At 69.4% G+C, this 22,599-nt stretch carries 21 protein-coding genes; all 21 read right to left on the reverse strand.

The annotated features are described in order from the left end of the window. Nucleotides 1–72 precede the first annotated feature (72 nt). Nucleotides 73–1,002, reverse strand: a complete 930-nt coding sequence (gene gmk / locus ACLHG5_RS04410; RefSeq protein WP_411315411.1) for a guanylate kinase — start codon at nt 1,000–1,002, stop codon at nt 73–75. Next, nucleotides 999–1,880: an orotidine-5'-phosphate decarboxylase gene (gene pyrF, locus ACLHG5_RS04415; RefSeq protein ID WP_411317964.1), complete on the reverse strand. Its 882-nt coding sequence runs from the start codon at nt 1,878–1,880 to the stop codon at nt 999–1,001. The genes gmk and pyrF overlap by 4 nt, the downstream gene beginning before the upstream one ends. 2 nt (nt 1,881–1,882) lie before the next feature. Further along, nucleotides 1,883–5,185 (reverse strand): carbamoyl-phosphate synthase large subunit, encoded by a 3,303-nt coding sequence (gene carB, locus ACLHG5_RS04420; RefSeq protein WP_411317965.1) that lies wholly within the window; start codon nt 5,183–5,185, stop codon nt 1,883–1,885. After that, complete coding sequence (carA, locus tag ACLHG5_RS04425; protein WP_411317966.1) at nt 5,185–6,333, reverse strand: glutamine-hydrolyzing carbamoyl-phosphate synthase small subunit; 1,149 nt, start codon at nt 6,331–6,333, stop codon at nt 5,185–5,187. The genes carB and carA overlap by 1 nt, the downstream gene beginning before the upstream one ends. Then, on the reverse strand, nt 6,330–6,848 hold the full coding sequence (locus ACLHG5_RS04430) for a hypothetical protein (RefSeq protein ID WP_411315407.1): 519 nt from the start codon (nt 6,846–6,848) through the stop codon (nt 6,330–6,332). Before ACLHG5_RS04430 ends, carA begins: the two co-directional genes overlap by 4 nt. Next, entirely contained in the window at nt 6,841–8,178 is a 1,338-nt protein-coding gene (locus tag ACLHG5_RS04435; RefSeq protein ID WP_411317967.1) for a dihydroorotase, read from the reverse strand. Before ACLHG5_RS04435 ends, ACLHG5_RS04430 begins: the two co-directional genes overlap by 8 nt. After that, complete coding sequence (locus ACLHG5_RS04440) at nt 8,175–9,128, reverse strand: aspartate carbamoyltransferase catalytic subunit (protein WP_411315405.1); 954 nt, start codon at nt 9,126–9,128, stop codon at nt 8,175–8,177. Before ACLHG5_RS04440 ends, ACLHG5_RS04435 begins: the two co-directional genes overlap by 4 nt. 19 nt (nt 9,129–9,147) lie before the next feature. After that, a complete protein-coding gene (pyrR, locus tag ACLHG5_RS04445) occupies nt 9,148–9,690 on the reverse strand; it encodes a bifunctional pyr operon transcriptional regulator/uracil phosphoribosyltransferase PyrR (RefSeq protein ID WP_411315404.1) in 543 nt (180 codons plus the stop codon). A gap of 154 nt (nt 9,691–9,844) precedes the next feature. Beyond that, on the reverse strand, nt 9,845–10,678 hold the full coding sequence (locus ACLHG5_RS04450; RefSeq protein ID WP_411318412.1) for an ABC transporter permease: 834 nt from the start codon (nt 10,676–10,678) through the stop codon (nt 9,845–9,847). Between the two features lie 98 nt (nt 10,679–10,776). Continuing rightward, entirely contained in the window at nt 10,777–11,814 is a 1,038-nt protein-coding gene (locus ACLHG5_RS04455; protein ID WP_411317968.1) for an aliphatic sulfonate ABC transporter substrate-binding protein, read from the reverse strand. Further along, nucleotides 11,811–12,680 (reverse strand): ABC transporter ATP-binding protein, encoded by an 870-nt coding sequence (locus ACLHG5_RS04460; RefSeq protein WP_411315402.1) that lies wholly within the window; start codon nt 12,678–12,680, stop codon nt 11,811–11,813. The genes ACLHG5_RS04455 and ACLHG5_RS04460 overlap by 4 nt, the downstream gene beginning before the upstream one ends. Before the next feature lie 99 nt (nt 12,681–12,779). Further along, on the reverse strand, nt 12,780–13,199 hold the full coding sequence (gene nusB / locus ACLHG5_RS04465; RefSeq protein WP_411317969.1) for a transcription antitermination factor NusB: 420 nt from the start codon (nt 13,197–13,199) through the stop codon (nt 12,780–12,782). Next, the gene (gene efp, locus ACLHG5_RS04470) at nt 13,199–13,762 is read right to left on the reverse strand and encodes an elongation factor P (RefSeq protein ID WP_411315400.1); all 564 of its coding nucleotides are present in this window, start codon (nt 13,760–13,762) and stop codon (nt 13,199–13,201) included. The genes nusB and efp overlap by 1 nt, the downstream gene beginning before the upstream one ends. An 83-nt stretch (nt 13,763–13,845) precedes the next feature. Next, nucleotides 13,846–14,280, reverse strand: a complete 435-nt coding sequence (locus tag ACLHG5_RS04475) for a type II 3-dehydroquinate dehydratase (RefSeq protein WP_411317970.1) — start codon at nt 14,278–14,280, stop codon at nt 13,846–13,848. A 21-nt stretch (nt 14,281–14,301) separates the two neighbouring features. After that, nucleotides 14,302–15,378 (reverse strand): 3-dehydroquinate synthase, encoded by a 1,077-nt coding sequence (gene aroB, locus ACLHG5_RS04480; RefSeq protein WP_411317971.1) that lies wholly within the window; start codon nt 15,376–15,378, stop codon nt 14,302–14,304. Further along, complete coding sequence (locus ACLHG5_RS04485; protein ID WP_411315397.1) at nt 15,375–15,929, reverse strand: shikimate kinase; 555 nt, start codon at nt 15,927–15,929, stop codon at nt 15,375–15,377. The genes aroB and ACLHG5_RS04485 overlap by 4 nt, the downstream gene beginning before the upstream one ends. Next, a complete protein-coding gene (gene aroC, locus ACLHG5_RS04490; protein ID WP_411315396.1) occupies nt 15,926–17,149 on the reverse strand; it encodes a chorismate synthase in 1,224 nt (407 codons plus the stop codon). Before aroC ends, ACLHG5_RS04485 begins: the two co-directional genes overlap by 4 nt. A gap of 36 nt (nt 17,150–17,185) precedes the next feature. Further along, nucleotides 17,186–18,007 (reverse strand): shikimate dehydrogenase, encoded by an 822-nt coding sequence (locus tag ACLHG5_RS04495; RefSeq protein ID WP_411315395.1) that lies wholly within the window; start codon nt 18,005–18,007, stop codon nt 17,186–17,188. A gap of 34 nt (nt 18,008–18,041) precedes the next feature. Then, nucleotides 18,042–19,394, reverse strand: a complete 1,353-nt coding sequence (gene mltG / locus ACLHG5_RS04500; RefSeq protein ID WP_411317972.1) for an endolytic transglycosylase MltG — start codon at nt 19,392–19,394, stop codon at nt 18,042–18,044. Nucleotides 19,395–19,397: 3 nt separating this feature from the next. Then, entirely contained in the window at nt 19,398–19,862 is a 465-nt protein-coding gene (gene ruvX / locus ACLHG5_RS04505) for a Holliday junction resolvase RuvX (protein ID WP_411315393.1), read from the reverse strand. A 3-nt stretch (nt 19,863–19,865) separates the two neighbouring features. Further along, on the reverse strand, nt 19,866–22,526 hold the full coding sequence (gene alaS / locus ACLHG5_RS04510; protein ID WP_411317973.1) for an alanine--tRNA ligase: 2,661 nt from the start codon (nt 22,524–22,526) through the stop codon (nt 19,866–19,868). Nucleotides 22,527–22,599: the final 73 nt, after the last annotated feature.

A 22,599-nucleotide genomic window follows, 5' to 3' on the forward strand; every position in this document is an offset into this window, starting at 1 on the left:
GTGAATTTCAGTGGTGAGAACGGGGCGATGTGCGGGCCTGAGAGGGGCCGGTCCTGGCCGGGCCAGACCGCATCATCCGAAGTCGTGGGCCGAGATGTCCGGGCCCTGAACCATCAAGTCTACGACTTCTTGTGCCGCGGTGCTGACGTCGCCGTTCACGACACGGTGGTCGAACTCGTCTTGCGCGGCCAATTCGACCTTCGCGGTCTCGAGTCGCCTGCGTTGCTCCTCGGCGGATTCGGTGCCGCGCCCGATGAGCCGGCGCACGAGTTCGTCCCACGTGGGCGGAAGCAGGAACACGAGGACGGCCGAGGGCATCGCCGCCTTCACTTGGCGCGCACCCTGGATGTCGATCTCGAGGAGCACGCTCTTGCCGCTCGCGAGGGCCTCGAGCACGGGGGTGCGGGGAGTGCCGTAGCGGTAGGCGTTGTGCACGGTCGCCCACTCGAGCATGTCGTCGCTCGCGACGAGCCTGTCGAACTCGGCGTCGTCGACGAAGAAGTAGTTGACGCCGTCGACCTCGCCGGGGCGCGGGGCACGCGTCGTGGCCGAGACCGAGAGGTGCACGTCGGGGTGGTTCTCGCGGATGAAGGTCGAGACGGTCCCCTTGCCGACGGCGGTGGGGCCCGCGAGCACGACGAGTCGATTGGCGCCCGCGGGGGTCGACGCTCCCTCGCGAGTCGTGAGCCACTCCCGGAGCCGAGCGCGCTGACGCGTTCCGAGACCGCCGAGTCGCTTCGAGTCCGCGATGCGGAGTTCGGCCATCACTCGCGCGACGCGCGTCGGGCCCATGCTCGGAACACTCAGGAGGAGATCGCGGGCGCGGAGACCGGATTCGGCGGAGGGCGGGTCACTCTCCAGACCCGCGGTGTCGAGCACGTCGACGGCGGACCGTCGGCGCGAGGCGACATCGTTCTTGATCGTGGCTCGAGCTCGGCGGGCGGCGACGGCGGCGCGGGATGCCGCCGCGCGGTCGACGTCGGGAGGGGTCGGGCGGGTCACAGCGTGACCTCGGTCGCGGCACGAGCGATCGTGTCGGCGAGGGCGTCGGGTCCCGCGCTCAGCAGACCGCGCGATCCGTTGACGATGGTCGCGCGCGCGGCGGCACCATAGATCGCGGGGAGGTCGGCGACATCCGCGCCCTGGTGTCCGAAACCGGGAGCGAGCACGGGGGTCGACGGCTCTCCCCCGAGCGTGTCGGGGTCGATGCCGAGAGAGCGGATGTCGACGGTCGCCCCGAGCACGAGGCCGACGCTCGCGATCGACCCCGGCCCGGCCGTCGCCTCGGCGGCGTTCCACTGGAGCACGTCGTCGACGATCGCCCTCGAGACGGTCGAGCCCGAGCGTGGACCGTGGGCGACGATGGCGGACTGGATGTCGCGCGACTCGGGATTCGACGTCGCGCCGAGCACGAAGAGGCCCTTGCCGTGCTCGCGAGCGAGGGCGAGGGGCGCGTCGAGCGACCCGAAACCCTGGAAGGCGCTCACCGTCATGGCGTCGGACTCGAGAGGCGACCCGGCGCTCAACCACGCCTCTCCGTAGGCCTCGACGCTCGACCCGACATCGCCGCGCTTGACGTCGGCGATCACGACGAGACCGCGCTCGCGAGCAGCCCCGATCACGACCTCGAGGGCGGCGAAGCCCGCGGACCCGTGTCGTTCGAAGAACGCAGCCTGGGGCTTGACGATGCCCGCCGAGCCCACCGCTGCCTCGACGACCGCGAGACCGAAGCTCTCGAGGCCCGCCGCGGAGTCGGGGAGCGACCAGGCGTCGAGGAGGTAGGGGTGCGGGTCGATCCCGACACAGAGCCGACCGTGGGAGCGGAGCGCATCGGCGAGGCGGCCGCCGAACGTCGGCGCGCCCGGCTCCGCATTCGACACCGTCACAGGCTCGCCGCCCGGCGCTCGGCGTACTCCTGCAGCGACGTCACCTCGAAGCCCTGCTGGATGGCTTCGAACGACGCGACCGCCGCGCTCAACTGCGCGATCGTCGTGAAGAGGGGCTTGTCCGCGGCGACGGCGGCGGCACGGATCTCGTAGCCGTCGGCGCGAGCGCTGCGTCCGCTCGGCGTGTTGATGACGACATCCACGCGCTCCTCGTTGATGAGCTCGACGATCGAGGGTCCCGAGGCGTCGTGCGACTCGCCGTCATCGGTGCTGCCGTACTTGCGCACGACCGTCGCGCGGATGCCGTTGCGGCCGAGGATCTCGGCGGTACCGAGAGTCGCGAGGATCTCGAACCCGAGCTGCTGCAAGCGCAGCACGGGCAGGATGATCGCGCGCTTGTCACGATCGGCGACCGAGACGAACACGGCGCCGCTCGACGGCAGGCCCCCGTATGCCGCTTCCTGGCTCTTCGCGAACGCCTTCGGAAAGTTCGAGTCGATGCCCATGACCTCGCCGGTCGAGCGCATCTCCGGTCCAAGCACGGAGTCGACGATCTGGCCGTCTTTCGTGCGGAACCTCTTGAAGGGCAGCACGGCCTCCTTGACCGCGACGGGCGAGTCGAGCGGCACGTGCGCGCCGTCGACCGCCGGGAGCAGTCCGCTCGCGACGAGGTCGCGGATGCTCTCGCCGACCATGATGCGCGCGGCCGCCTTCGCGAGCGGGATCCCGAGCGCCTTCGACACGAAGGGCACCGTGCGCGAGGCGCGCGGGTTGGCCTCGAGCACGTAGAGCACGCCGGCACCGATCGCGAACTGCACGTTGAGCAGACCGCGCACGCCGATGCCGCGGGCGATCGCGAGCGTCGCCTCCTGCACCCGGGCGATCTGGTCGCGACCGAGGGTCACGGGAGGAAGGGTGCAGCTCGAGTCGCCCGAGTGGATGCCCGCCTCCTCGATGTGCTCCATCACTCCGCCGACGTAGAGTTCTTCGCCGTCGAACAGGGCGTCGATGTCGATCTCCACCGCGTCGTCGAGGAACCGGTCGACGAGGAGAGGGTGGGACGCGTCGATGATCCCCTGATCGGCCATGCGGTCGAAGTAGTCCTCGAGCGAGGGGGTGTCGTAGACGATCTCCATACCGCGACCGCCGAGCACGAACGACGGACGCACGAGCACGGGGTACCCGATCTCCTCGGCGATCGTGACCGCACCGTCGACCTCGATGGCCGTGCCGTTGCGCGGAGCGACGAGCCCCGCGGCGTCGAGGATGCCCGAGAACAGCCCGCGCTCCTCGGCGAGGTCGATCGCCGCGGGGCTCGTGCCGAGGATCGGGATGCCCTCGGCCTCGAGTCCCTTCGCGAGACCGAGTGCCGTCTGGCCGCCCAATTGCACGACGACACCGACGAGCTCACCGCTCCGGCTCTCGGCGTGGATGATCTCGAGCACGTCTTCGAGCGTGAGCGGCTCGAAGTAGAGACGATCGGAGGTGTCGTAGTCGGTCGACACGGTCTCGGGGTTGCAGTTGATCATGATCGTCTCGAAGCCCGCCTCCGCGAGAGTGAACGACGCGTGCACGCACGAGTAATCGAATTCGATGCCCTGACCGATGCGGTTCGGGCCCGAACCGAGGATGACGACCTTGCGGCGGTCGCTCGGCGCGACCTCGGTCTCCTGCTCGTAGCTCGAGTAGTGGTACGGCGTGAGCGCGGGGAACTCCCCCGCACACGTGTCGACCGTTTTGAAGACGGGGCGCACTCCGGCGGTCCACCGCGCGTTGCGCACCGCAGCCTCGGGGATGCCGCGCAACTGCCCGATCTGGGTGTCGCTGAAGCCGTGCTCCTTCGCGAGCCTGAGGGTGTTCTCGTCGAGCTCCTCCGCCGTGCGAACGGTCTCGGCGACCTCGTTGATGAGCACGATCTGGTCGATGAACCACGGGTCGATGCCGGTGGCCTCGTGCACGTCGGCGATCGACGCTCCCGATCGGAGTGCCTGCTGCACGGTGACGATGCGACCGTCGGTCGGAACCGCGGCGACCGCGAGCAGCTCCTCGGTCGAGCGCGACTCCTCACCCCAGTGGAAGCTCGACCCGCGCTTCTCGAGCGAGCGGAGCGCCTTCTGCAGAGCGGTCGAATAGTTGCGCGCGATCGCCATCGCCTCGCCGACCGACTTCATGGTCGTCGTGAGGGTCGGGTCGGCGGCCGGGAACTTCTCGAACGCGAACCGGGGCACCTTGACGACGACGTAGTCGAGGGTCGGCTCGAAGCTCGCGGGGGTGACCTTGGTGATGTCGTTGGGGATCTCGTCGAGGCGGTAGCCGATCGCGAGCTTCGCCGCGATCTTCGCGATCGGGAAGCCCGTGGCTTTCGACGCGAGGGCGCTCGAGCGCGAGACGCGGGGGTTCATCTCGATGACGATTATGCGGCCGTCTTTCGGATCGACGGCGAACTGGATGTTGCATCCGCCCGTGTCGACGCCGACGGCGCGGATGATGTCGATCGAGATGTCGCGGAGCTTCTGGTACTCGCGGTCGGTCAGCGTGAGCGCCGGCGCGACCGTGATGGAGTCGCCCGTGTGCACGCCGACGGGGTCGACGTTCTCGATCGAACACACGACGACGGTGTTGTCCGCCGTGTCGCGCATGAGCTCGAGCTCGTACTCCTTCCACCCGAGGATCGACTCCTCGAGCAGCACCTCGGTCGTGGGGCTCTGGTGCAGACCGTCGGTGACCATGCGCACGAGCTCCTCGCGCGTGTAGGCGAAGCCCGAGCCGAGCCCGCCCATGGTGAACGAGGGGCGGATCACGAGGGGGTAGCCGAGCTCCTCGGCGAAACCGACGGCGTCGTCGACGGTCGTCGCGATGAACGACTTCGCGACGTCGGCGCCGCACGCGACGACGAGCTCCTTGAAGATCTGACGGTCCTCGCCCTTCTGGATCGCCTCGAAGTTCGCGCCGATGAGCTCGACGTCGTACTTCTCGAGGATGCCGTGCTCGTGGAGCTGGATCGCCGCGTTGAGGGCGGTCTGGCCTCCGAGGGTCGGGAGCACCGCATCCGGTCGCTCCTTGGCGATGATCGTCTCGATGACCTCCCACGTGATCGGCTCGACGTAGGTCGCGTCGGCGAAGCCGGGGTCGGTCATGATCGTCGCGGGGTTCGAGTTGATGAGGATGACCCTCACCCCCTCCTCGCGCAACACGCGGCACGCCTGGGTGCCGGAGTAGTCGAACTCGGCGGCCTGGCCGATGACGATCGGGCCCGACCCGATCACGAGCACACTGCGGATGTCGTCGCGTTTGGGCATCAGTTGGCGTCCTTCTTCGTCTTGCTGGCCACGACCATGTCGCGGAACCGGTCGAACAGGTAGTTGGCATCGTGCGGCCCCGCGGCCGCCTCGGGGTGGTACTGCACCGAGAACGCGGGGATGTCGAGGGCGTTGAGTCCCTCGACGACGTTGTCGTTGAGGTTGACGTGGCTCACCTCGACGCGGCCGAATCCCGCGGGAGAGGATGTCGGCTCGCCGACGGGGGCGTCGACGGCGAAGCCGTGGTTGTGCGAGGTGATCTCGACACGACCCGTGACGGTGTCGATGACGGGCTGGTTGATGCCGCGGTGGCCGAACGGGAGCTTGTACGTGTCGAATCCGAGGGCGCGACCGAACAGCTGATTGCCGAAGCAGATTCCGAAGAACGGGAGACCCTCGCGCAGCACAGCCTGGAGCAGCTCGACGTGGGCGTCGCTCGCGGCCGGGTCACCCGGGCCGTTCGAGTAGAAGACGGCGTCGGGCTGCAGCTCGAGCACGCGCTCGCGAGTGACCGACTGCGGGAGCACGTGCACGTCGAAACCGCGCGCCGACAGGTAGCCGAGCGTCGAGTCCTTGACTCCGAGGTCGAGCACGGCGACGGACCCGAGCCTCTCCCCCTCGGCCTCGATCGTGTACTCCTCGTCGACCGACACGGATGCCGAGAGATTGAGCCCCGTCATGTCGTCGCCCGACGCGACGATGCGGGACTGCTCGTCGGGGTCGATCGCGAAAGCGTCGCCCGAGAAGATGCCCGCGCGCATCGAACCGACGTCACGCAACCGGCGCGTGAGGGCGCGGGTGTCGACGCCGCTGATGCCGACGATGCCGTCGGCGACGAGCTGATCGTCGAGGCTGCCGCGCGAGCGGAAGTTCGAGACGACGCGCGAGGGGTCGCGAGCCACGAAGCCGTTGACCCAGATGCGGCGCGACTCGGTGTCCTCGTCGTTGACGCCCGTATTGCCGATGTGGGGCGCGGTCATGACCACGATCTGGCCGGCGTAGCTCGGGTCGGTGAGGGTCTCCTGGTAGCCCGTCATCCCCGTCGCGAAGACCGCTTCGCCGAGGGTCGTGCCGCGAGCACCCCACGCGCGTCCAGTGAATCGGGTGCCGTCTTCGAGCACGAGCACGGCCGGATCGGTCGTCGTCACTTCTCCTCGTTCCTGGCGCCCTCGGGCGCCGACATGATGGTCTTGATGGTGTCGATGAGTTCGGTGGGGTCGTCGGGGTCGGCGACCCGCAGGAAGCTGTCGACCGCGGTGTCGCCGAGCGTCCAGCTCACGCGCACGAGACCGCCGCGTTCGACGACGCGGTCGATCGTCCACGTCGACCTGCCGACCGCCGAGATGTCGGCGGCGGGGAGGAACGCCGCGTTCTCGCCCGGGATGGCGAGCACCACTCCCGCGTCGGTGACGGTCACGCGCGCGCGAGCGCGGAAACCGAGCCCCCGCACGGCGATGCGGTCGAGGGGTGAATCGCTCACCGTCGTCGCGACGTAGAACACCTCGAGCGACAGCAGCTCGGCTCCGGGATCGGCGGGAACGGATGCGGGCTGCGGGAGGGTCGCCTGCCGACGCTGCCTCGCGCGCCACCCGAGCACCATGAGACCGAGCAGCACCACGAGCAGCACGATCACGGCGACGGCGGGGGTGACGCGATCATCCATTCGTCGACCTCGCCGCTCTCGCGGCCGAAGCCACGGTCTCGGCATCGACGAGAGCGCCGTCGACGACCGTCGGGTAGCCGGAGCGGAACGTGTGCACGACCCGGCCGGGGAGCTCGGTGCCGAGGAACGGCGAATTGGTTCCCTTGCCGCGGAGGTCGTCGAGCCCGAGGGTGCGCGAGGCGACCGGATCGACGAGGGCGATGTTCGCGAGCGCACCCACAGCGATGCCGTCGGCGTATCCCGCGACGCGGCCGATCTCGGCCGGCACGCGCGAGAGCACGCGCGAGACGTCGCTCCACGAGAGCAGACCGGTGTCGACCATCGTCGACTGCACGACCGAGAGTGCGGTCTCGAGCCCGACCATGCCCATCGAGGCGGCACCCCACTCGCACTCCTTCGACTCGGTCGGGTGCGGAGCGTGGTCGGTCGCGACGATGTCGATGGTGCCGTCGGCGAGCCCGGCGCGCAGCGCCTCGACGTCTTCGGCGCGGCGCAGCGGCGGGTTGACCTTGAAGCGCGCGTCGTAGCTGCGCACGAGCTCATCGGTGAGCAGGAGGTGGTGGGGAGTGACCTCGGCGGTCACCCGGATGCCGCGCGCCTTCGCCCAGCGCACGACCTCGACCGAGCCCGCCGTCGACACGTGGCACACGTGGAGGCGCGCACCGACGTGGTGGGCGAGCAGAACGTCACGCGCGATGATCGCCTCCTCGGCGACCGCCGGCCAGCCGGCGAGACCGAGCTCGCCGCTCACGACACCCTCGTTCATCTGCGCGCCCTCGGTGAGCCGCGGCTCTTGAGCGTGCTGGGCGACGACGCCCCCGAACGTCGAGACGTATTCGAGGGCCCGACGCATGAGCAGAGCGTCGGAGACGCACTTGCCGTCGTCGCTGAAGACGCTCACCCGCGCGCGGCTCTCGGCCATCGCCCCGATCTCCGCGAGCTCCCGCCCCAGAAGACCGACCGTCACCGCGCCGACCGGCCGCACCGTGACGTAGCCGGCGGCGTCACCGAGAGAACGCACTTGCTCGACGACCCCCGCGGTGTCGGCGACGGGTGCGGTGTTCGCCATCGCGTGCACCGCGGTGAAACCGCCCGCGGCGGCCGCGCGCGAACCCGAGAGCACCGTCTCGCTCTGCTCGAAACCCGGTTCGCGCAAGTGGGTGTGCAGGTCGACGAGTCCCGGGAGTGCCACGAGCCCGTCGGCGTCCACGACGGTCGCCGCGGCATCCGTGAGACCCGACCCCATCTCGGCGACGACCCCGTCGCGGATGAGGATGTCGACGCGAGACCCGTCGTCGAGGGTCGCCGCCCTCAGAACACAACTCGTCATGACAGTCCTTCCCGTTCACCTGCGAGCACGAGATAGAGCACAGCCATCCGCACCGAGACACCGTTGGTCACCTGGTCGAGCACCGTCGATCGCGCGGAATCCGCTGCGCGAGACGAGATCTCCAGACCGCGATTCATCGGGCCGGGGTGCATCACCATGCTATCGGCCGGCAGTCTGTCGAATCGCACGTCGTCGAGGCCCCAGCGCCTCGCATACTCGTGCTCGTTCGGGAAGAACGCGCCCGACATCCGCTCCGACTGGATGCGCAGCATCATGACGACGTCGGGGCCCGCATCGACCGCGGCGTCGAGGTCGGAGCCGACCGTCACGGGCCAGCTCGACACACCCACGGGCGTGAGGGTCGCGGGCGCGACGAGGTGCACGTGGGCGCCGAGGGTCGAGAGCAACCACGCGTTCGAGCGCGCGACCCTCGAGTGCAGGATGTCTCCGACGATCGTCACGCTCACCCCGTCGAGATCGCGCCCGCGCGAGCCCGCCCCGTGCAGGCGTCGGCGGATCGTGAAAGCGTCGAGCAGGCCCTGCGTCGGGTGCTCGTGGGTGCCGTCACCCGCGTTGACGATGCCGGCCTCGATCCACGAGCTGTCGGCGAGCACGTGGGGTGCTCCCGACGACGGGTGCCGGATGACGACGGCGTCGGCACCGATCGCCGCGAGGGTCTGCGCGGTGTCTTTGAGGCTCTCGCCCTTCGACACGCTCGACCCCTTGGCGCTGAAGTTGATGACGTCGGCGCTCAAGCGTTTCGCGGCCGCCTCGAACGAGATGCGAGTGCGCGTCGAGTCCTCGAAGAACAGGTTGACCACGGTGCGGCCGCGCAGGGTCGGCAGTTTGGGCACCTCGCGCGAGCGGACATCCGCCATGTCCTCGGCGATGTCGAGGATGCGGATGGCGGTCTCGCGGTCGAGGTCGCGTGTGCTGAGCAGGTGCTTCATCGGATGCTCCCGTCGAACGTCATGACTCGATGCTCACGAATTCGTCGCCGTCGACCTCGGCGAGTCGCACGAAGATGCGCTCGTCGCGAGCGGACGGGAGGTTCTTTCCCACGAAGTCGGGGCGGATGGGCAACTCGCGGTGCCCGCGGTCGACGAGCACCGCGAGGCGCACGGCGCGCGGCCTGCCGAGGTCGCTCAGGGCGTCGAGGGCGGCGCGGATGGTGCGCCCCGAGTAGAGCACGTCGTCGACGAGCACGACGGTCGCGCCGTCGATGCCGCCGGGAGGGAGGTCGGTCGGCGCCGGGGTGCGCACGGGGCCCTTCGCGAGGTCGTCGCGGTACATCGTCACGTCGAGGGCGCCGAGGGGAACGGGCGCACCGAGGATGCGGGAGACCTCGCGCGCGATGCGCTGGGCGAGCACGACCCCGCGGGTCGGGATGCCGAGGATGACGAGGCGGTCGTTGCCGTCGGCGATGCCGGGAACGGATTCCACGATCTCGTGGGAGATGCGCGTGAGCGCACGGGCGATGTCAGCTTGCTGGAGCACGGTTCTGCCGGGCAATCTGACCTCCTTCCTCGCCTCGCAGGACGAAAATTAAAGGATGTCGAACCCCTGAACTATACCCCGCCCCCACTCGACACAATTTCCGCGAGCGTGCGCCGGATCTGGCGCACGCTCGCGGAAATTGTGTTCTGTGGGGCGGGGTTTGAGGGGGCTAGGTGAAGCGGCGCAGCAAGTACCTCTCGACGAGGCCGATGAGCGCGTCTGTCGCCTTGCCGAGCACGGCGAGGAGGATGATCGCGAGGAAGATGCGATCGAGTCTGCCGTTGTTCTGGGAGTCGGCGAGCAGGAACCCGAGCCCCATCGACGATGCGATGAGTTCCGCCGCGACGAGGAACAGCCAGGATTGCGCGAGCGCGAGGCGCAGGCCCGACACGACCGTGGGGATGACGGCCGGCAGTTGAACGCGCGCGAGGAGCGCGACGCGGCCGAGACCGTATGCACGCCCGACCTCGACGATGTGCGGGTCGACGTGGCGGAGAGCGCCCGCGACGGTCGTGTAGACGGGAAAGAGCGCCCCGATCGCGATGAGGGCGACCTTGGAGTCCTCGTTGATGCCGATGTAGAGGATGAGCAACGGAACCCACGCGAGCGAGGGCACGGCCCGGAACCCGCCGATGGTCGGCGCGAGCAATACGCTCGCCCAGCGGGAGAGACCGACGATCGAGCCGAGCACGAGGCCCGCGACCGATCCGACGATGAACCCGAGGAGCACGCGCTGCGTCGAGATCGCGACGTACTGGCCGAGCAGCCCCTGCTGGGCGAGGTCGATGCCCGCAAGCCACACGTCGGGCGGTGACGGCAGGCGAAAGGAGGGGACGATGCCGGATGCCGACACCGCCCACCAGAGGCCGAGCAGCGCGAGCGGAAGCACTCCGCCGAGGAGGGCGAGGGAGGCCCCTCTCGATCGTGACTCCCCCGCCCTCGGTCGGCGGCGACCCGTCGCAGTACCGGCGGCCGAATAACCCAGGGCAGAGCTGTACTGCAGGAGCGACCCCGGCTCGGACCCGCGACCGGCCGACCGCTCGTGACCGTCGGACTCGACGCGGTCGCCTCGCGTCGACACTCCCGCGCCTCCCCCGCCGGTCACAGGGAGCCCGGGTCGGCGCTCTCGGCGAAGGTCGGCTCGAAGAGCGCGTCGAGCGCGTCGTCGATGAGGCCCTGGCTGGCGACATCCCCGGAGTCGACGAAGATCGGGCCGACGATCTCGAGAACGTCGCGCTGAGCCTCTCCCGGCACGGGGTCGATGTCGAGAGCGGTGCGGTCGACGAGGGTCGTCGTCGCGATGTCGATGTCGATCCCTGCCACCTCGGCGAGGATCGCCGCGGTGTCGTCGGGGTTGTCGATGGCCCACTGACGGGCTTTCTCGTAGGCGTCGACGACGAGCTGGGCGAGGTCGGGGTGATCGGTCACGAACTCCTCGGTCGCGTTGAGGAAGCCGTAGCTGTTGAAGTCGATGTTGTCGTAGATGATCTCCGACCCGGCGCTTTCCACGCTCGTCGTGAGCAGAGGGTCGAGCCCCGACCACGCGTCGACGCTGCCCGACTCGAGCGCGCTCTTGCCGTCGGCATGCTGGAGGTTCTGCACGTCGACGTCGTCGAGGCTCAGTCCCGCTTCTTCGAGCGACTGCAGGAGGAAGAAGTAGGGGTCGGTGCCTTTCGTCGCGGCGATCGACCGGCCGGCGAGGTCACTCACCTCGGTGATGTCCGATCCTTCGGGCACGACGAGGGCCGACCAGTTGGGCTGCGAGTAGATGTCGATCGTCTGGATGGGCGAGCCGTTCGACTTCGCGAGCAGGGCCGCGGACCCCGCGGTCGATCCGACATCCACGGCTCCGGCGCGCAGCGCCTCGTTGGCCTTGTTCGATCCGGCGGATTGCACCCACGTGACCTCGACGTCGTCGCCGAGCGCGTCTTCGAGCCACCCCTCCTCGCGGATGATGAGGCTCAGCGGGTTGTAGGTCGCGAAGTCGAGGGTGAGGGTGTCGCTCGACCATCCCTCGCTTTCCGCCGCGGAGGCCGGTCGGTCGGTCGCCGACCCCTCCCCGGCGACACACCCGCTCAGAGCGAGTGCACCGACGGCGGCAGTGGCGGTGGCGAGCAGGAGGCGGGAGCGGTGCGTCATCGGAGGTCCTCTGTCGGTTGCGGCTGTGGCTGGGTGGGGATCGTGGCGCCGTGGTGGCGGTGGCTCTCGACGCCGAGCCCCTCGAGCAGTTCACCGCGCAGGGCGGCGAGTTCGGCGTCCGCTCGATCGCGGGGGCGAGCGCCGGGAACGGTCAGGACGCGGCGGATGCTCGCACCTCTCCCGGTTCCGTCGTCGCCGAGCAGCACGACCCGGTCGGCGAGGTAGAGCGCTTCGTCGACGTCGTGCGTCACGAGGAGGATCGTCGCGCGCTCGACCGAGTGCACGTCGAGCAGGAGGTCTTGCATCTTGAGTCTCGTGAGCGCGTCGAGGGCGCCGAAGGGCTCATCGAGAACGAGCACTCCGGGGTTGCGCGCGAGGGCTCGGGCGAGCGAGGCGCGTTGCGCCATGCCGCCGGACACCTGGCGGGGGCGCAAGCGTGTGGCCGAGGTGAGGCCGACGAGGTCGAGGAGCTCGGTCACGCGCGCTGCGCCGTCGACCCGGTCGGATGTGCGCGGCAGACCGAGGGCGACGTTGCGCTCGATGGTGCGCCACGGAAGGAGTCGCGGCTCTTGGAAGGCGACGGCGCAGCGCTCGTCGATTCCGGCGACCGCGCGGCCCCCGATGGCGACGTCGCCGCTCGTCGGCGCGTCGAGTCCGCTCACGAGGCGCAGGAGCGTCGATTTGCCGCACCCGGAGGGGCCGATGAGGGCGACGATCTCCCCGGCCTCGATCTCGAGGTCGACGTCGTGCAGCACGGCGCGGTCGTCGACCGAGCGGTCGGTGCTCGAGAAAGTGCGGCCGACGCCGCGCACGCTCACCCCGAGTGCGGGGATGCGCTCGGAGACGGGGGTCGCGGGGAGGGACATGCAGCGAATGTAGCGGCGCCCTCGGGGGCTCCGACAATCACTGCGTAACGCGACGACACACTGCGGCACCGTCGTGCACCGCGCGACGGATGAGGAGCGTCAGACCGCTGTCGTCGGCGTGGAGATGCGCGCGAGCAGTCCGTTGACGAACTTGCCCGAGTCTTCGGTGCTGAACTCGCGAGCCTGACCGACGGCCTCCGAGATCGCGACTCCCGCGGGGATCTCGTCGTTGAAGAGCAGTTCCCAGATGCCGATGCGGATGATCGCGCGATCGACGACGGGCATGCGTGCGAGGGTCCACCCTTGCGCATAGGTCTCGATGAGTTCATCGATCTCGTCGCCGTGCTCGACGACGCCGTTGACGATCTCGCGCGCGTAGTTCCACGACTCCGAGCGTTCCGGCTCGGTGAGGGCGCGAGCGGCAGCCTCGGCGAGGGCGTCGTTGATGCTCGTGCCGCGCACATCCGCACCGTAGAGCACGTCGAGCGCGCGCTTGCGCGCTTTGGAGCGAGCGCTCACTAGTCGTTCACGCGGCCGAGGTAGCTGCCGTCTCGCGTGTCGACCTTGACCCGCACGCCCTGCTCGAGGAAGAGCGGAACCTGGATCTGCGCGCCGGTCTCCACGGTCGCGGGTTTGGTGCCGCCCGTCGAGCGGTCGCCCTGCAGACCGGGCTCGGTGTACGTGATCTCGAGAACGACGGATGCCGGCAGCTCGACGTAGAGCGGGTCACCGTTGTGCAGTGCGACCGTCGCGTTCTGGTTCTCGAGGAGGTAGTTCGCGGCGTCGCCGACGACGACCGACGAGAGGGTGATCTGGTCGTAGTCGCTCACGTCCATGAAGACGAACCCGTCGCCGTCGCGGTAGAGGTACTGGAAGTCGCGACGGTCGACCGTCTCGGTCTCGATCTTCGCGCCCGCGTTGAAGGTGCGGTCGACGGTCTTGCCCGTCATGACGTTCTTGACCTTGGTGCGCACGAACGCGCCGCCCTTGCCCGGCTTGACGTGCTGGAACTCGATCACGGTCCAGAGCTGGCCGTCCATGTTGAGAACGACGCCGTTCTTGATGTCAGCGGTAGAGGCCATGGGATCGATGTTCCGTTTCGTGTGGTGTTCGGTGCAGAGGGTGAGCTTGGGGGCGCGACGGCGCCGGGGGTCGAGTTTACCGGCTATCCGAGCCGTGACCGAATGAGCTCGAGCGCGAGGCGGTAGGAGTCGAAGCCGAACCCGGCGATGACGCCCGTCGCGACTCCGGAGATGACGCTCGTGTGGCGGAACTCCTCCCGCGCGTGGGGGTTGGAGATGTGCACCTCGACGAGCAGGAGCCCCGACGACGTGACGATCGCCGCGGCATCCCGCAGGGCGTAGGAGTAGTGCGTGAACGCCGCGGGGTTGAGCACGACGGGGGTGCGGGCGTCGACGGCGTCGTGGAGCCATCCGATGAGCTCTGACTCGGAGTTGGTCTGCCGCACGTCGACGTCGAGGCCGTCGATGTCTGCGAGTTCGGTCGCGAGGTCGTCGAGCGTGGCCGAACCGTAGACATCGGGCTCCCGCGTGCCGAGGCGATTGAGGTTGGGGCCGTTGACGACGAGGACGCGGTTCACGGCTCCGAGCCTATCGGCCCGTCAGACACCGACCTCTTGGTAGGCGGCGAAGAGGAGGCTCTGATCGGGGCCCTGCAGCACGGTCGGCTTGGCGACGTCGTCGAGAACGATGAATCGCAGCATGCTCCCCCGCGCCTTCTTGTCTCGCTGCATCGCGCCGAGGAGGGTGTTCCACCGACCGATCGGGTAGTCGGTCGGCAACTGCAGCGAGGTGAGGATGCTGCGGTGCCGGTCGACGACCTCGTCGGAGAGTCGGCCCGTGAGCCTCGCGAGCTCGGCCGCGTAGACCATTCCGATGGCGACGGCCGCGCCGTGCCGCCACTGGAAGCGTTCCGCGTACTCGACGGCGTGCCCGAGGGTGTGACCGTAATTGAGCATCTCCCGCACACCGCGGTCGGTGAGGTCCTCCCCCACGACGCGCGCCTTGATCGCGACCGAGAGTTCGACGAGCCGGCGGAACTCGTCGGTCGTCGAGTCGGTCGCGCGGTCGACATCCGCCTCGATGATGTCGAGGATCTCGGGCTCGGCGATGAACCCGTACTTCACGACCTCTCCGAATCCGGCGAGGATCTCCATCTGACTGAGCCCCTGCAGAACGTCGAGATCGATGACGACACCGCGCGGCGGGTAGAAGGCGCCGACGAGGTTCTTGCCCTCGTTCGTGTTGATACCCGTCTTGCCGCCGATCGCGGCGTCGACCATGCCCAGGAGCGTCGTCGGCACGGTGACGAGGGTGACGCCGCGCAACCACGTCGCCGCGACGAAACCCGCGAGGTCGGTGACCGCTCCCCCGCCGAAGCCGATCACGGCGTCGGTGCGCGTGAAGTCGGACTGCCCCATCACTTGCCAGCAGAACGCCGCGACCTCGACGCGCTTGCCCGCTTCGGCGTCGGGCACTTCGGCGAGGATGACCTCGAAGCGGTCGAGGAGGCTCTCGCGCAACGCCGTCGCTTTCGCGCCGAGGGTCGAGGGGTGCACGATGAGCACCTTCTCGACTCCCGCACCGAGTTGGTCGGCGACGGAGTCGAGGATTCCGCGGCCGATGAGCACGTCGTAGGGGGCCGAGCCGCCCACGGTGATCGTCGTCGTGTCGGTCATGGTGTGTCGTCCGTTCGTCGTGTCTCGTCGGCTCGTCGGGTGCGCACCCAGTCGGCGATCTCGTTCGCGATCGCATCGACGGGGCGCGACGAGGTGTCCCACGAGCGCGAGGCGAGGCTCTCGTAGGTGGCGCGGCGGGCCTCGACGAGGTCGCGCCACGCGTCGACCCCGCCTTGCTTGAGCAGCGGGCGGTTGACGCCGATGCGGTTCGCCACGGCTTCGGCGCTCACCGTCATGAGCGCGACGGGCAGCCCCTCGAGATCGGCGCGCGTGCGCTCGTCGAGCACGGCCCCTCCGCCGAGCGAGACCACGGCGCTCTCGCGGAGCGCCTTCGCGACCTCGATCCTCTCGATTGCGCGGAAGTGCTCTTCGCCGCGCGCCGAGAAGATCCCCGCGATCGGGCCGTACCTCTGCACGATGCGCCGATCGGTGTCGATGAACGGCGAGCCGAGCACGCGCGCGATGCGCTTTCCGATGCGGGTCTTGCCCGCGCCCGGTGCGCCGATCACGACGAGCAGGGGGCGCCCGTCGGGCGTCGACGCGGCCGTCACGCTCGGGGGTCGGTTGCAGTCGGGTCGCTCGAGGGCGCGGTCGTGAGGGCGTCGGGGATCGAGGCGAGGTAGGCGTCGAGGTTGCGTCGGGTCTCGCCGAGCGAGTCCCCTCCGAACTTCTCGAGCATGGCGTCGGCGAGCACGAGGGCGACCATCGCCTCGGCGACGACACCCGAGGCCGGGACGGCGCACACATCCGACCTCTGGTGGTGCGCTTCGGCTGCGGCGCCCGTCGCGACGTCGACCGTGCGGAGGGCGTGCGGAACCGTGGCGATGGGCTTCATCCCCGCGTGCACGCGCAAGACCGTGCCCGTGCTCATGCCGCCCTCGGTGCCGCCGGCGCGATCGGTGAGCCTCGTGATGCCGTCGGCGCCGTGCACGAGTTCGTCATGGGCCACCGATCCGCGGCGAGTGGTCGTGAGAAAGCCGTCGCCGACCTCGACACCCTTGATCGCCTGGATGCCCATGAGCGCGCCCGCGAGTCGCGAGTCGAGTCGGCGGTCCCAGTGGGTGTACGAGCCGAGTCCCGGCGGAAGGCCGTAGGCGAGAACCTCGACGATGCCTCCGAGGGTGTCGCCGTCGTCGTGCGCCCGGTCGACTTCGGCGACCATGAGAGCGGATGTCTCGGGGTGAGCGCAGCGCAGCGGGTCGGCGTCGAGCGCATCGACCTGCTCGGGCGTGGGGAGCGGGGCGCCGTCGGGCACGCGCACGGGCCCGATCGAGAGGGTGTGGCTCACGAGTTCGACGCCGAGTCCCCGCAGGAACGCCCGAGCGACGGCGCCGAGGGCGACCCGCGCTGCGGTCTCGCGGGCACTCGCGCGCTCGAGAACATTGCGCGCCTCGGGGAAGTCGTATTTCTGCATTCCGACGAGGTCGGCGTGGCCCGGGCGGGGTCGCGTGAGTGCGGCACCGCGCCCCTTGGGCAGGGTCTCGAGGTCGACGGGAGACGCGCTCATGACGTCGACCCAGCGCGGCCACTCGGTGTTGCCGATGCGGAGCGCGACGGGGCTCCCCATGGTCGCGCCGAATCGCACTCCACCGGAGATGTCGAGGGCGTCCTCCTCGAACTTCATGCGCGCGCCGCGGCCGTAGCCGAGCTTGCGTCTCGCGAGGTCGGCGCGGATGTCGTCGAGGCTCACGGGCACTCCCGCGGGGAGCCCCTCGAGGATCGCCACGAGTTCGGGGCCGTGCGATTCTCCTGCGGTGAGCCAACGAAGCATAGAGAGAATCCTTTCACAGCCGGAGGTCGACCGAGCTCAGTGCGCGGCGTTCGCCGGCCCGTCGAGGTCCACGCTCGCGCGCATCGCGGCGAGAACGCTCGGCTCGTCGGTGACCGAGAGCGTCGGATCGCCCGAGACGAACACGCGCACTTGCCCGAGAGCCTGAGCGACGAGCATCTCGAGCCCCGAGATCACGGGTCGACCGGCGCGTGACCAGGTCGACGCGAGCGCGCTCGGCCACGGGTCGTAGGCGACGTCGAAGAGCGTCGACGATCGGATGTGCGCGTCCGCGACGGGCCACGGCAGGCTCGTGCCCCCGGGGAGCGTCGAGACCACGAGCGTCGGCTCTCCGGCGGGTGGGGTCGCGAGGTCGGTCACGGTCACGTCGAGACCGATCCGCTCGGCGATCACCGCGAGGGGCGCGGCCCTCTCGGGGGCCCGTGCCGCGACGACGACCCGCGCCGCGCCGAGCTCACCGAGAGCGACGATGAGCGACCCCGCGGTCGCGCCCGACCCGAGCACGAGCACGTCGGAGACGTCGGTCGAGCCCAGGGCCGACACGATGCCGAAGACGTCGGTGTTCATGCCGTGGATGCCGTTCTCGCCGAAGACCACGGTGTTCGCCGCGCCCGTGAGGGCGGCGACCTCGTCGAGGCTGTCGAGAACGGGCACGACGTCGCGCTTGAGTGGCATTGTGAGAGAGAGCCCGCGCCACGCCGGGGTCCTCGACGTCACGAATCCGGCGATGCCGCTCGCATCCATGTCGATGCGCTCGTACGACCAGTCGACTCCGAGCTCGCGGTAGGCGGCGAGCTGCAGGTCGGGAGACTTCGAGTGGGCGATCGGGTGTCCGAGCACGGCGAGTCTGTTCGAGAGCGCGCGCGGTCGGACCTCACGCACAGTTGGGGCTCTGCGTCTCCGCGCACCAGGCCTGCAGCTGGTTCACCGCGGTGTTGTGCTCGTCGAGCGTCGAGGTGAACACGGTCTCCCCCGTGTCGAGGTTGACGGTCACGAAGTAGACCCAGGGTCCGTCGACGGGGTCGATGGCCGCGTCGATCGCGAGGTCGCCCGGGGCGCCGATCGGCCCCACGGGGAGGCCCGTGATGACGTAGGTGTTGTACGGGTTGTCGTCGCCACGCTCGGCGTCCGAGGTGAAGACCGACTGGTCTTGACGCTCGCCGTAGGCGTCCGCGTATCCGTAGTGCGAGGTCGAGTCGAACTGCAGGGGCATGTCGACGTCGAGTCGATTCTGGATGACCCGCGACACCTTGTAGAAGTCGTCGGGGTTCGCCCCCGCCTCCCGCTGGATGAGCGAGGCGATCGTGAGCACGCGGTGCCGGTCGTCCGGCGCGACGCTCGCGGCGTCGAGCGATTGGAACGTGCGGTCGACGAGAACAGTGATGATGTCGGTCGCCGTGAGACCGGGTTCGAAGGTGTAGGACGCCGGGAAGAGGTAGCCCTCGATGTTCGGCGCCTCGGCACTGATGCCGTAGGCCGTCGGGTCGGCGATGGCGGCCTCGAAGTCGGCGAGCGGGATGCCCGTCGACTCGGCGAGGGTCTCGAGGATCTGGTCGGTGCTGAGCCCCTCCTGGAAGAGGGCCTCGACGACGATGCGATTGTCGGGGTCCTGAAGGGCCTCGAGGGCGGCGTCTGCGCTCATCTTGCTCTTGAGCGTGTAGCTCCCGATCTGGAACGAGATCGACGGGTCGGCGAGCAGCAGATCGTAGAAGGCGTCGTAGCTCATCGTGACGTCGGCGTCGGCGAGGGTCTGCGCGATATCCGATCCGACCTGACCCTCCGTGATGGCGACGACGACCTCGCCGGTCCCCTCACCGGTGTAGTCGTTGGGCTCCTCCCAGCCGAGCACTTCGCGCACCTGGGGCTCGAACGCGAAGAACGCGGCCGTGGCGCCGAGGCCCGTCACGAGGAGCATGGCGAGCGGAATCCAGAGCCACGCGAGACTGCGTCGTCGCGAGCGCGTCGGTGAGGCCAAGGTCGAGGTCGACGCTGTCGCCGACGAGTTGTCTCGTGCACGCCGCTCGCGCGGTGCCCGGCGCGAGCGGGATGCCGTCGGCGGGGGTGTCACCTCGCCTCGCTTGAGCAGCGACTCCGAGCGCGGTGACCGCTTCGCCCGTCCCGCGTCCCCGGTGTCGACAGCGCCGGAGCCGGGGGCGCCCTCGGCGTTCGCGTCGGCGGGACCTGGCTGGGAGGAGAAGAGGTCGTCCCACTCGGGATCTCGGGGCACTAGTCACATTCCTTCGTCGGGGGTGACCACGGTGCCGGGAGCTCGTCCGCTGGACCGTTCGTGATCGAGGGCATGTTGCAGAATTATAACGGCGGCGACCTGGTCGACGATCGACCGCGAGTTCTTGGCCGTGCGTCCCGCCCCCCGCAGGGCCTGGTGCGCGGAGACCGTCGACAGCCTCTCGTCGACGAGGCGCACGTCGATCGCGGGTGCGGCGAGGGCGAGCGCGAGAGCGAAGGCGCGCGCGTCGGCGGTCGACGCGGTGTCGTTTCCACTCAGCGCGATCGGGAGACCCACGACGATCTCGGTCACCTCGAGCTCGGCCGCGTGCGCGAGGATCGTCGCGATGTCACCCGTGCCCCGCGCGACCGTCTCGACAGGGAGCGCGAGCATGCCGTGCAGGTCGCTGCGCGCGACGCCGATGCGGGTCGTGCCCACATCGACGCCGAGGCGCACTCCGGATCGCACGCGCTAGTTCTCGAGTCCCCGCGTGATGGCGGTGAGGGCCTGGGGGATGGCGGATGCATCCGACCCTCCGCCCTGGGCGAGATCGTCTTTGCCGCCTCCCCCGCCGCCGAGCACCTTGGCGGCGTCCTTCGCAAGCACACCGGCTCGCACTCCCCGAGCGCGCGAGGCGTCGTTGGTCGCGACGATGACGGCGGGCTTCCCTGCGACGACGCTCGCGAGAGCGACGACGGCCGGGTCGGTTCCGAGCCGTGAGCGCACCGATTGCACGAGACTGCGGAGGTCGTCTGTCGACGCGAGCTCCCCGACGTCGAGGGCGACGACGGTCAGCTCGCCCGCCCGGGTCGCCGATTCGACGATCGACGGCACCCGTTGCACGAGGGCGGCGGACTCGAACTCGGCGATCTTCTTCTCGGCCGACTTGAGGCTCGCGATGAGTTCGGCGATGCGGTCGGGGAGCATCTCGCGCGGCGTCTTGAGGCTCGACGTCAGCTCGGAGACGATCGCGCGCTCGGCGGCGAGGTCGCGGAAGGCGTCGACCCCGACGAGAGACTCGATGCGACGATTGGACGATCCGACCGACGACTCGGAGACGAGGTTGACGAGTCCGACCTCGGCGCTGCGACCGACATGGGTTCCTCCGCACAGTTCGCGTGACCACGCGCCGCCGATCTCGACGACCCGCACGCGTTCACCGTACTTCTCACCGAAGAGCGCCATCGCGCCGAGCGCTTTCGCCTCGTCGAGCGACATGACGCGGGTCGTGACCTCGTAGTTCTGCCGCACGGCGTTGTTCGAGATCTCCTCGATCTCGCTCTTCGTCTCGGGGGAGAGCGCGCCGGTCCAGTTGAAGTCGAGGCGCAGGTAGCCCGCGCGGTTGTACGACCCCGACTGGTGGGCCTGGGATCCGAGGGTGTCGCGCAGCGCCGCGTGAACGAGGTGGGTCGCGGTATGCGCCCCCGTGGCGCCGCGGCCCCACTCCTGGTCGACGACGGATGTCGCGGCCGCACCGACGGCGACCTCCCCCGAGCGCACCTGCACCTTGTGACTGATGAGGCCCGCGACGGGTCGCTGCACGTCGAGCACCTCGAGGTCGAAGCCCGTTCCGACGATCGACCCCGCGTCGGCCTCCTGTCCACCGGACTCGGGGTACAGGGCCGTCTCGGTGAGGATGACCTCGGCGATGTCGCCGGCGACGGCGGAGTCGACCGAGGTGCCGTCGACGATGATGCCGAGCACGGTCGACTCGGCGGCGAGGTCGTCGTAGCCGCGGAACACGGTCTCGCCGCCGGCGCGGAAGGCGCTGTAGACCGAGAGGTCGGCGAGGAGCGTCTTCTTGGCCTTGGCGTCGGCCTTGGCCTTCGTGCGCTGCTCGAGCATGAGCGCGTCGAACGCCGACCTGTCGACCGTGAGGCCCGCTTCCTCGGCCATCTCGAGCGTCAGGTCGATCGGGAAGCCGAAGGTGTCATGGAGGAGGAACGCGGTGTCTCCCGCGAGCGTCGTCGCGCCGGCATCCGCGGTCTTCGCGACCGCGAGGTCGAGGATCGTCGTTCCGCTCGCGAGGGTGCGCAGGAAGGTCTCTTCCTCGGCGTAGGCGAGGCGGGAGATGCGGTCGTAGTCGGTCTCGACCTCGGGGTACGCCGCCTTCATGGCGTCGCGAGACGCGGGGAAGAGCTCGGTGAAGGTCGCGGTGTCGACCCCGAGCAAGCGCATCGCGCGCACGCTGCGTCGCAAGAGCCGACGGAGGATGTAACCCCGGCCCTCGTTCGACGGCGTCACGCCGTCGCTCATGAGCATGAGGGCGGAGCGCACGTGGTCGGCGACCACGCGCATGCGCACGTCGTCGTCGTGGTCGGCGCCGTAGCGTCGCCCCGAGAGGGCGGCAGCGCGGTCGAGCACGGGGCGCACCTGGTCGATCTCGTAGATGTTCTCGACACCCTGCTTGAGAAAGGCGACGCGCTCGAGGCCCATCCCCGTGTCGATGTTCTTGCTCGGGAGTTCGCCGAGGATCTCGAAGTCGTGCGCGCCGATCGAGGCGCCGCGCAACCACTGCATGAACACGAGGTTCCAGATCTCGATGTAGCGGTTGTCGTCGGCGGCGGGACCGCCCTCGCGGCCGTACGCGGGCCCGCGGTCGAAGAACACCTCGGAGTCGGGACCGGCCGGCCCCCCGGGTGTCCCCATCGACCAGTAGTTGTCGGCCTTGCCCATCCGCTGGATGCGGTGCTCCGGAAGACCCGCGATCTCCCGCCAGTGGCGAGCCGCATCGTCGTCGTCCTCGTGCACGGTGACCCAGAGGTCCTTCTCGGCGAAGCCGAAGCCGCCGTCGGCCTCGGACGTCGTCAGGAGCTCCCACGCGTAGGAGATGGCCTGCTCTTTGAAGTAGTCGCCGAACGAGAAGTTGCCGTTCATCTGGAAGAACGTGCCGTGCCTCGTCGTCTTGCCGACCTCCTCGATGTCGAGGGTGCGGATGCACTTCTGCACACTCGTCGCGCGTGTGTACGGCGCGGGGACGAGCCCCGTGAGGTACGGCACGAAGGGCACCATGCCGGCGACGGTGAAGAGGAGGGTCGGATCGTCGCTCACGAGCGACGCCGACGGCACGACCGTGTGCTCGCGATCGGCGAAGTAGTCGAGCCAGCGGCGGCGGATGTCAGCGGTCTGCATGGTGTCCCGGAGTGAAAGGGGATCGCGACGGCGCGAACACGCCGGAGGATCGGATGAGTGGGGTGGGTGGGGT

Origin of the sequence: Marisediminicola sp. LYQ85 (genome assembly GCF_046600695.1) — a bacterium.
Lineage (GTDB): Bacteria > Actinomycetota > Actinomycetes > Actinomycetales > Microbacteriaceae > Marisediminicola.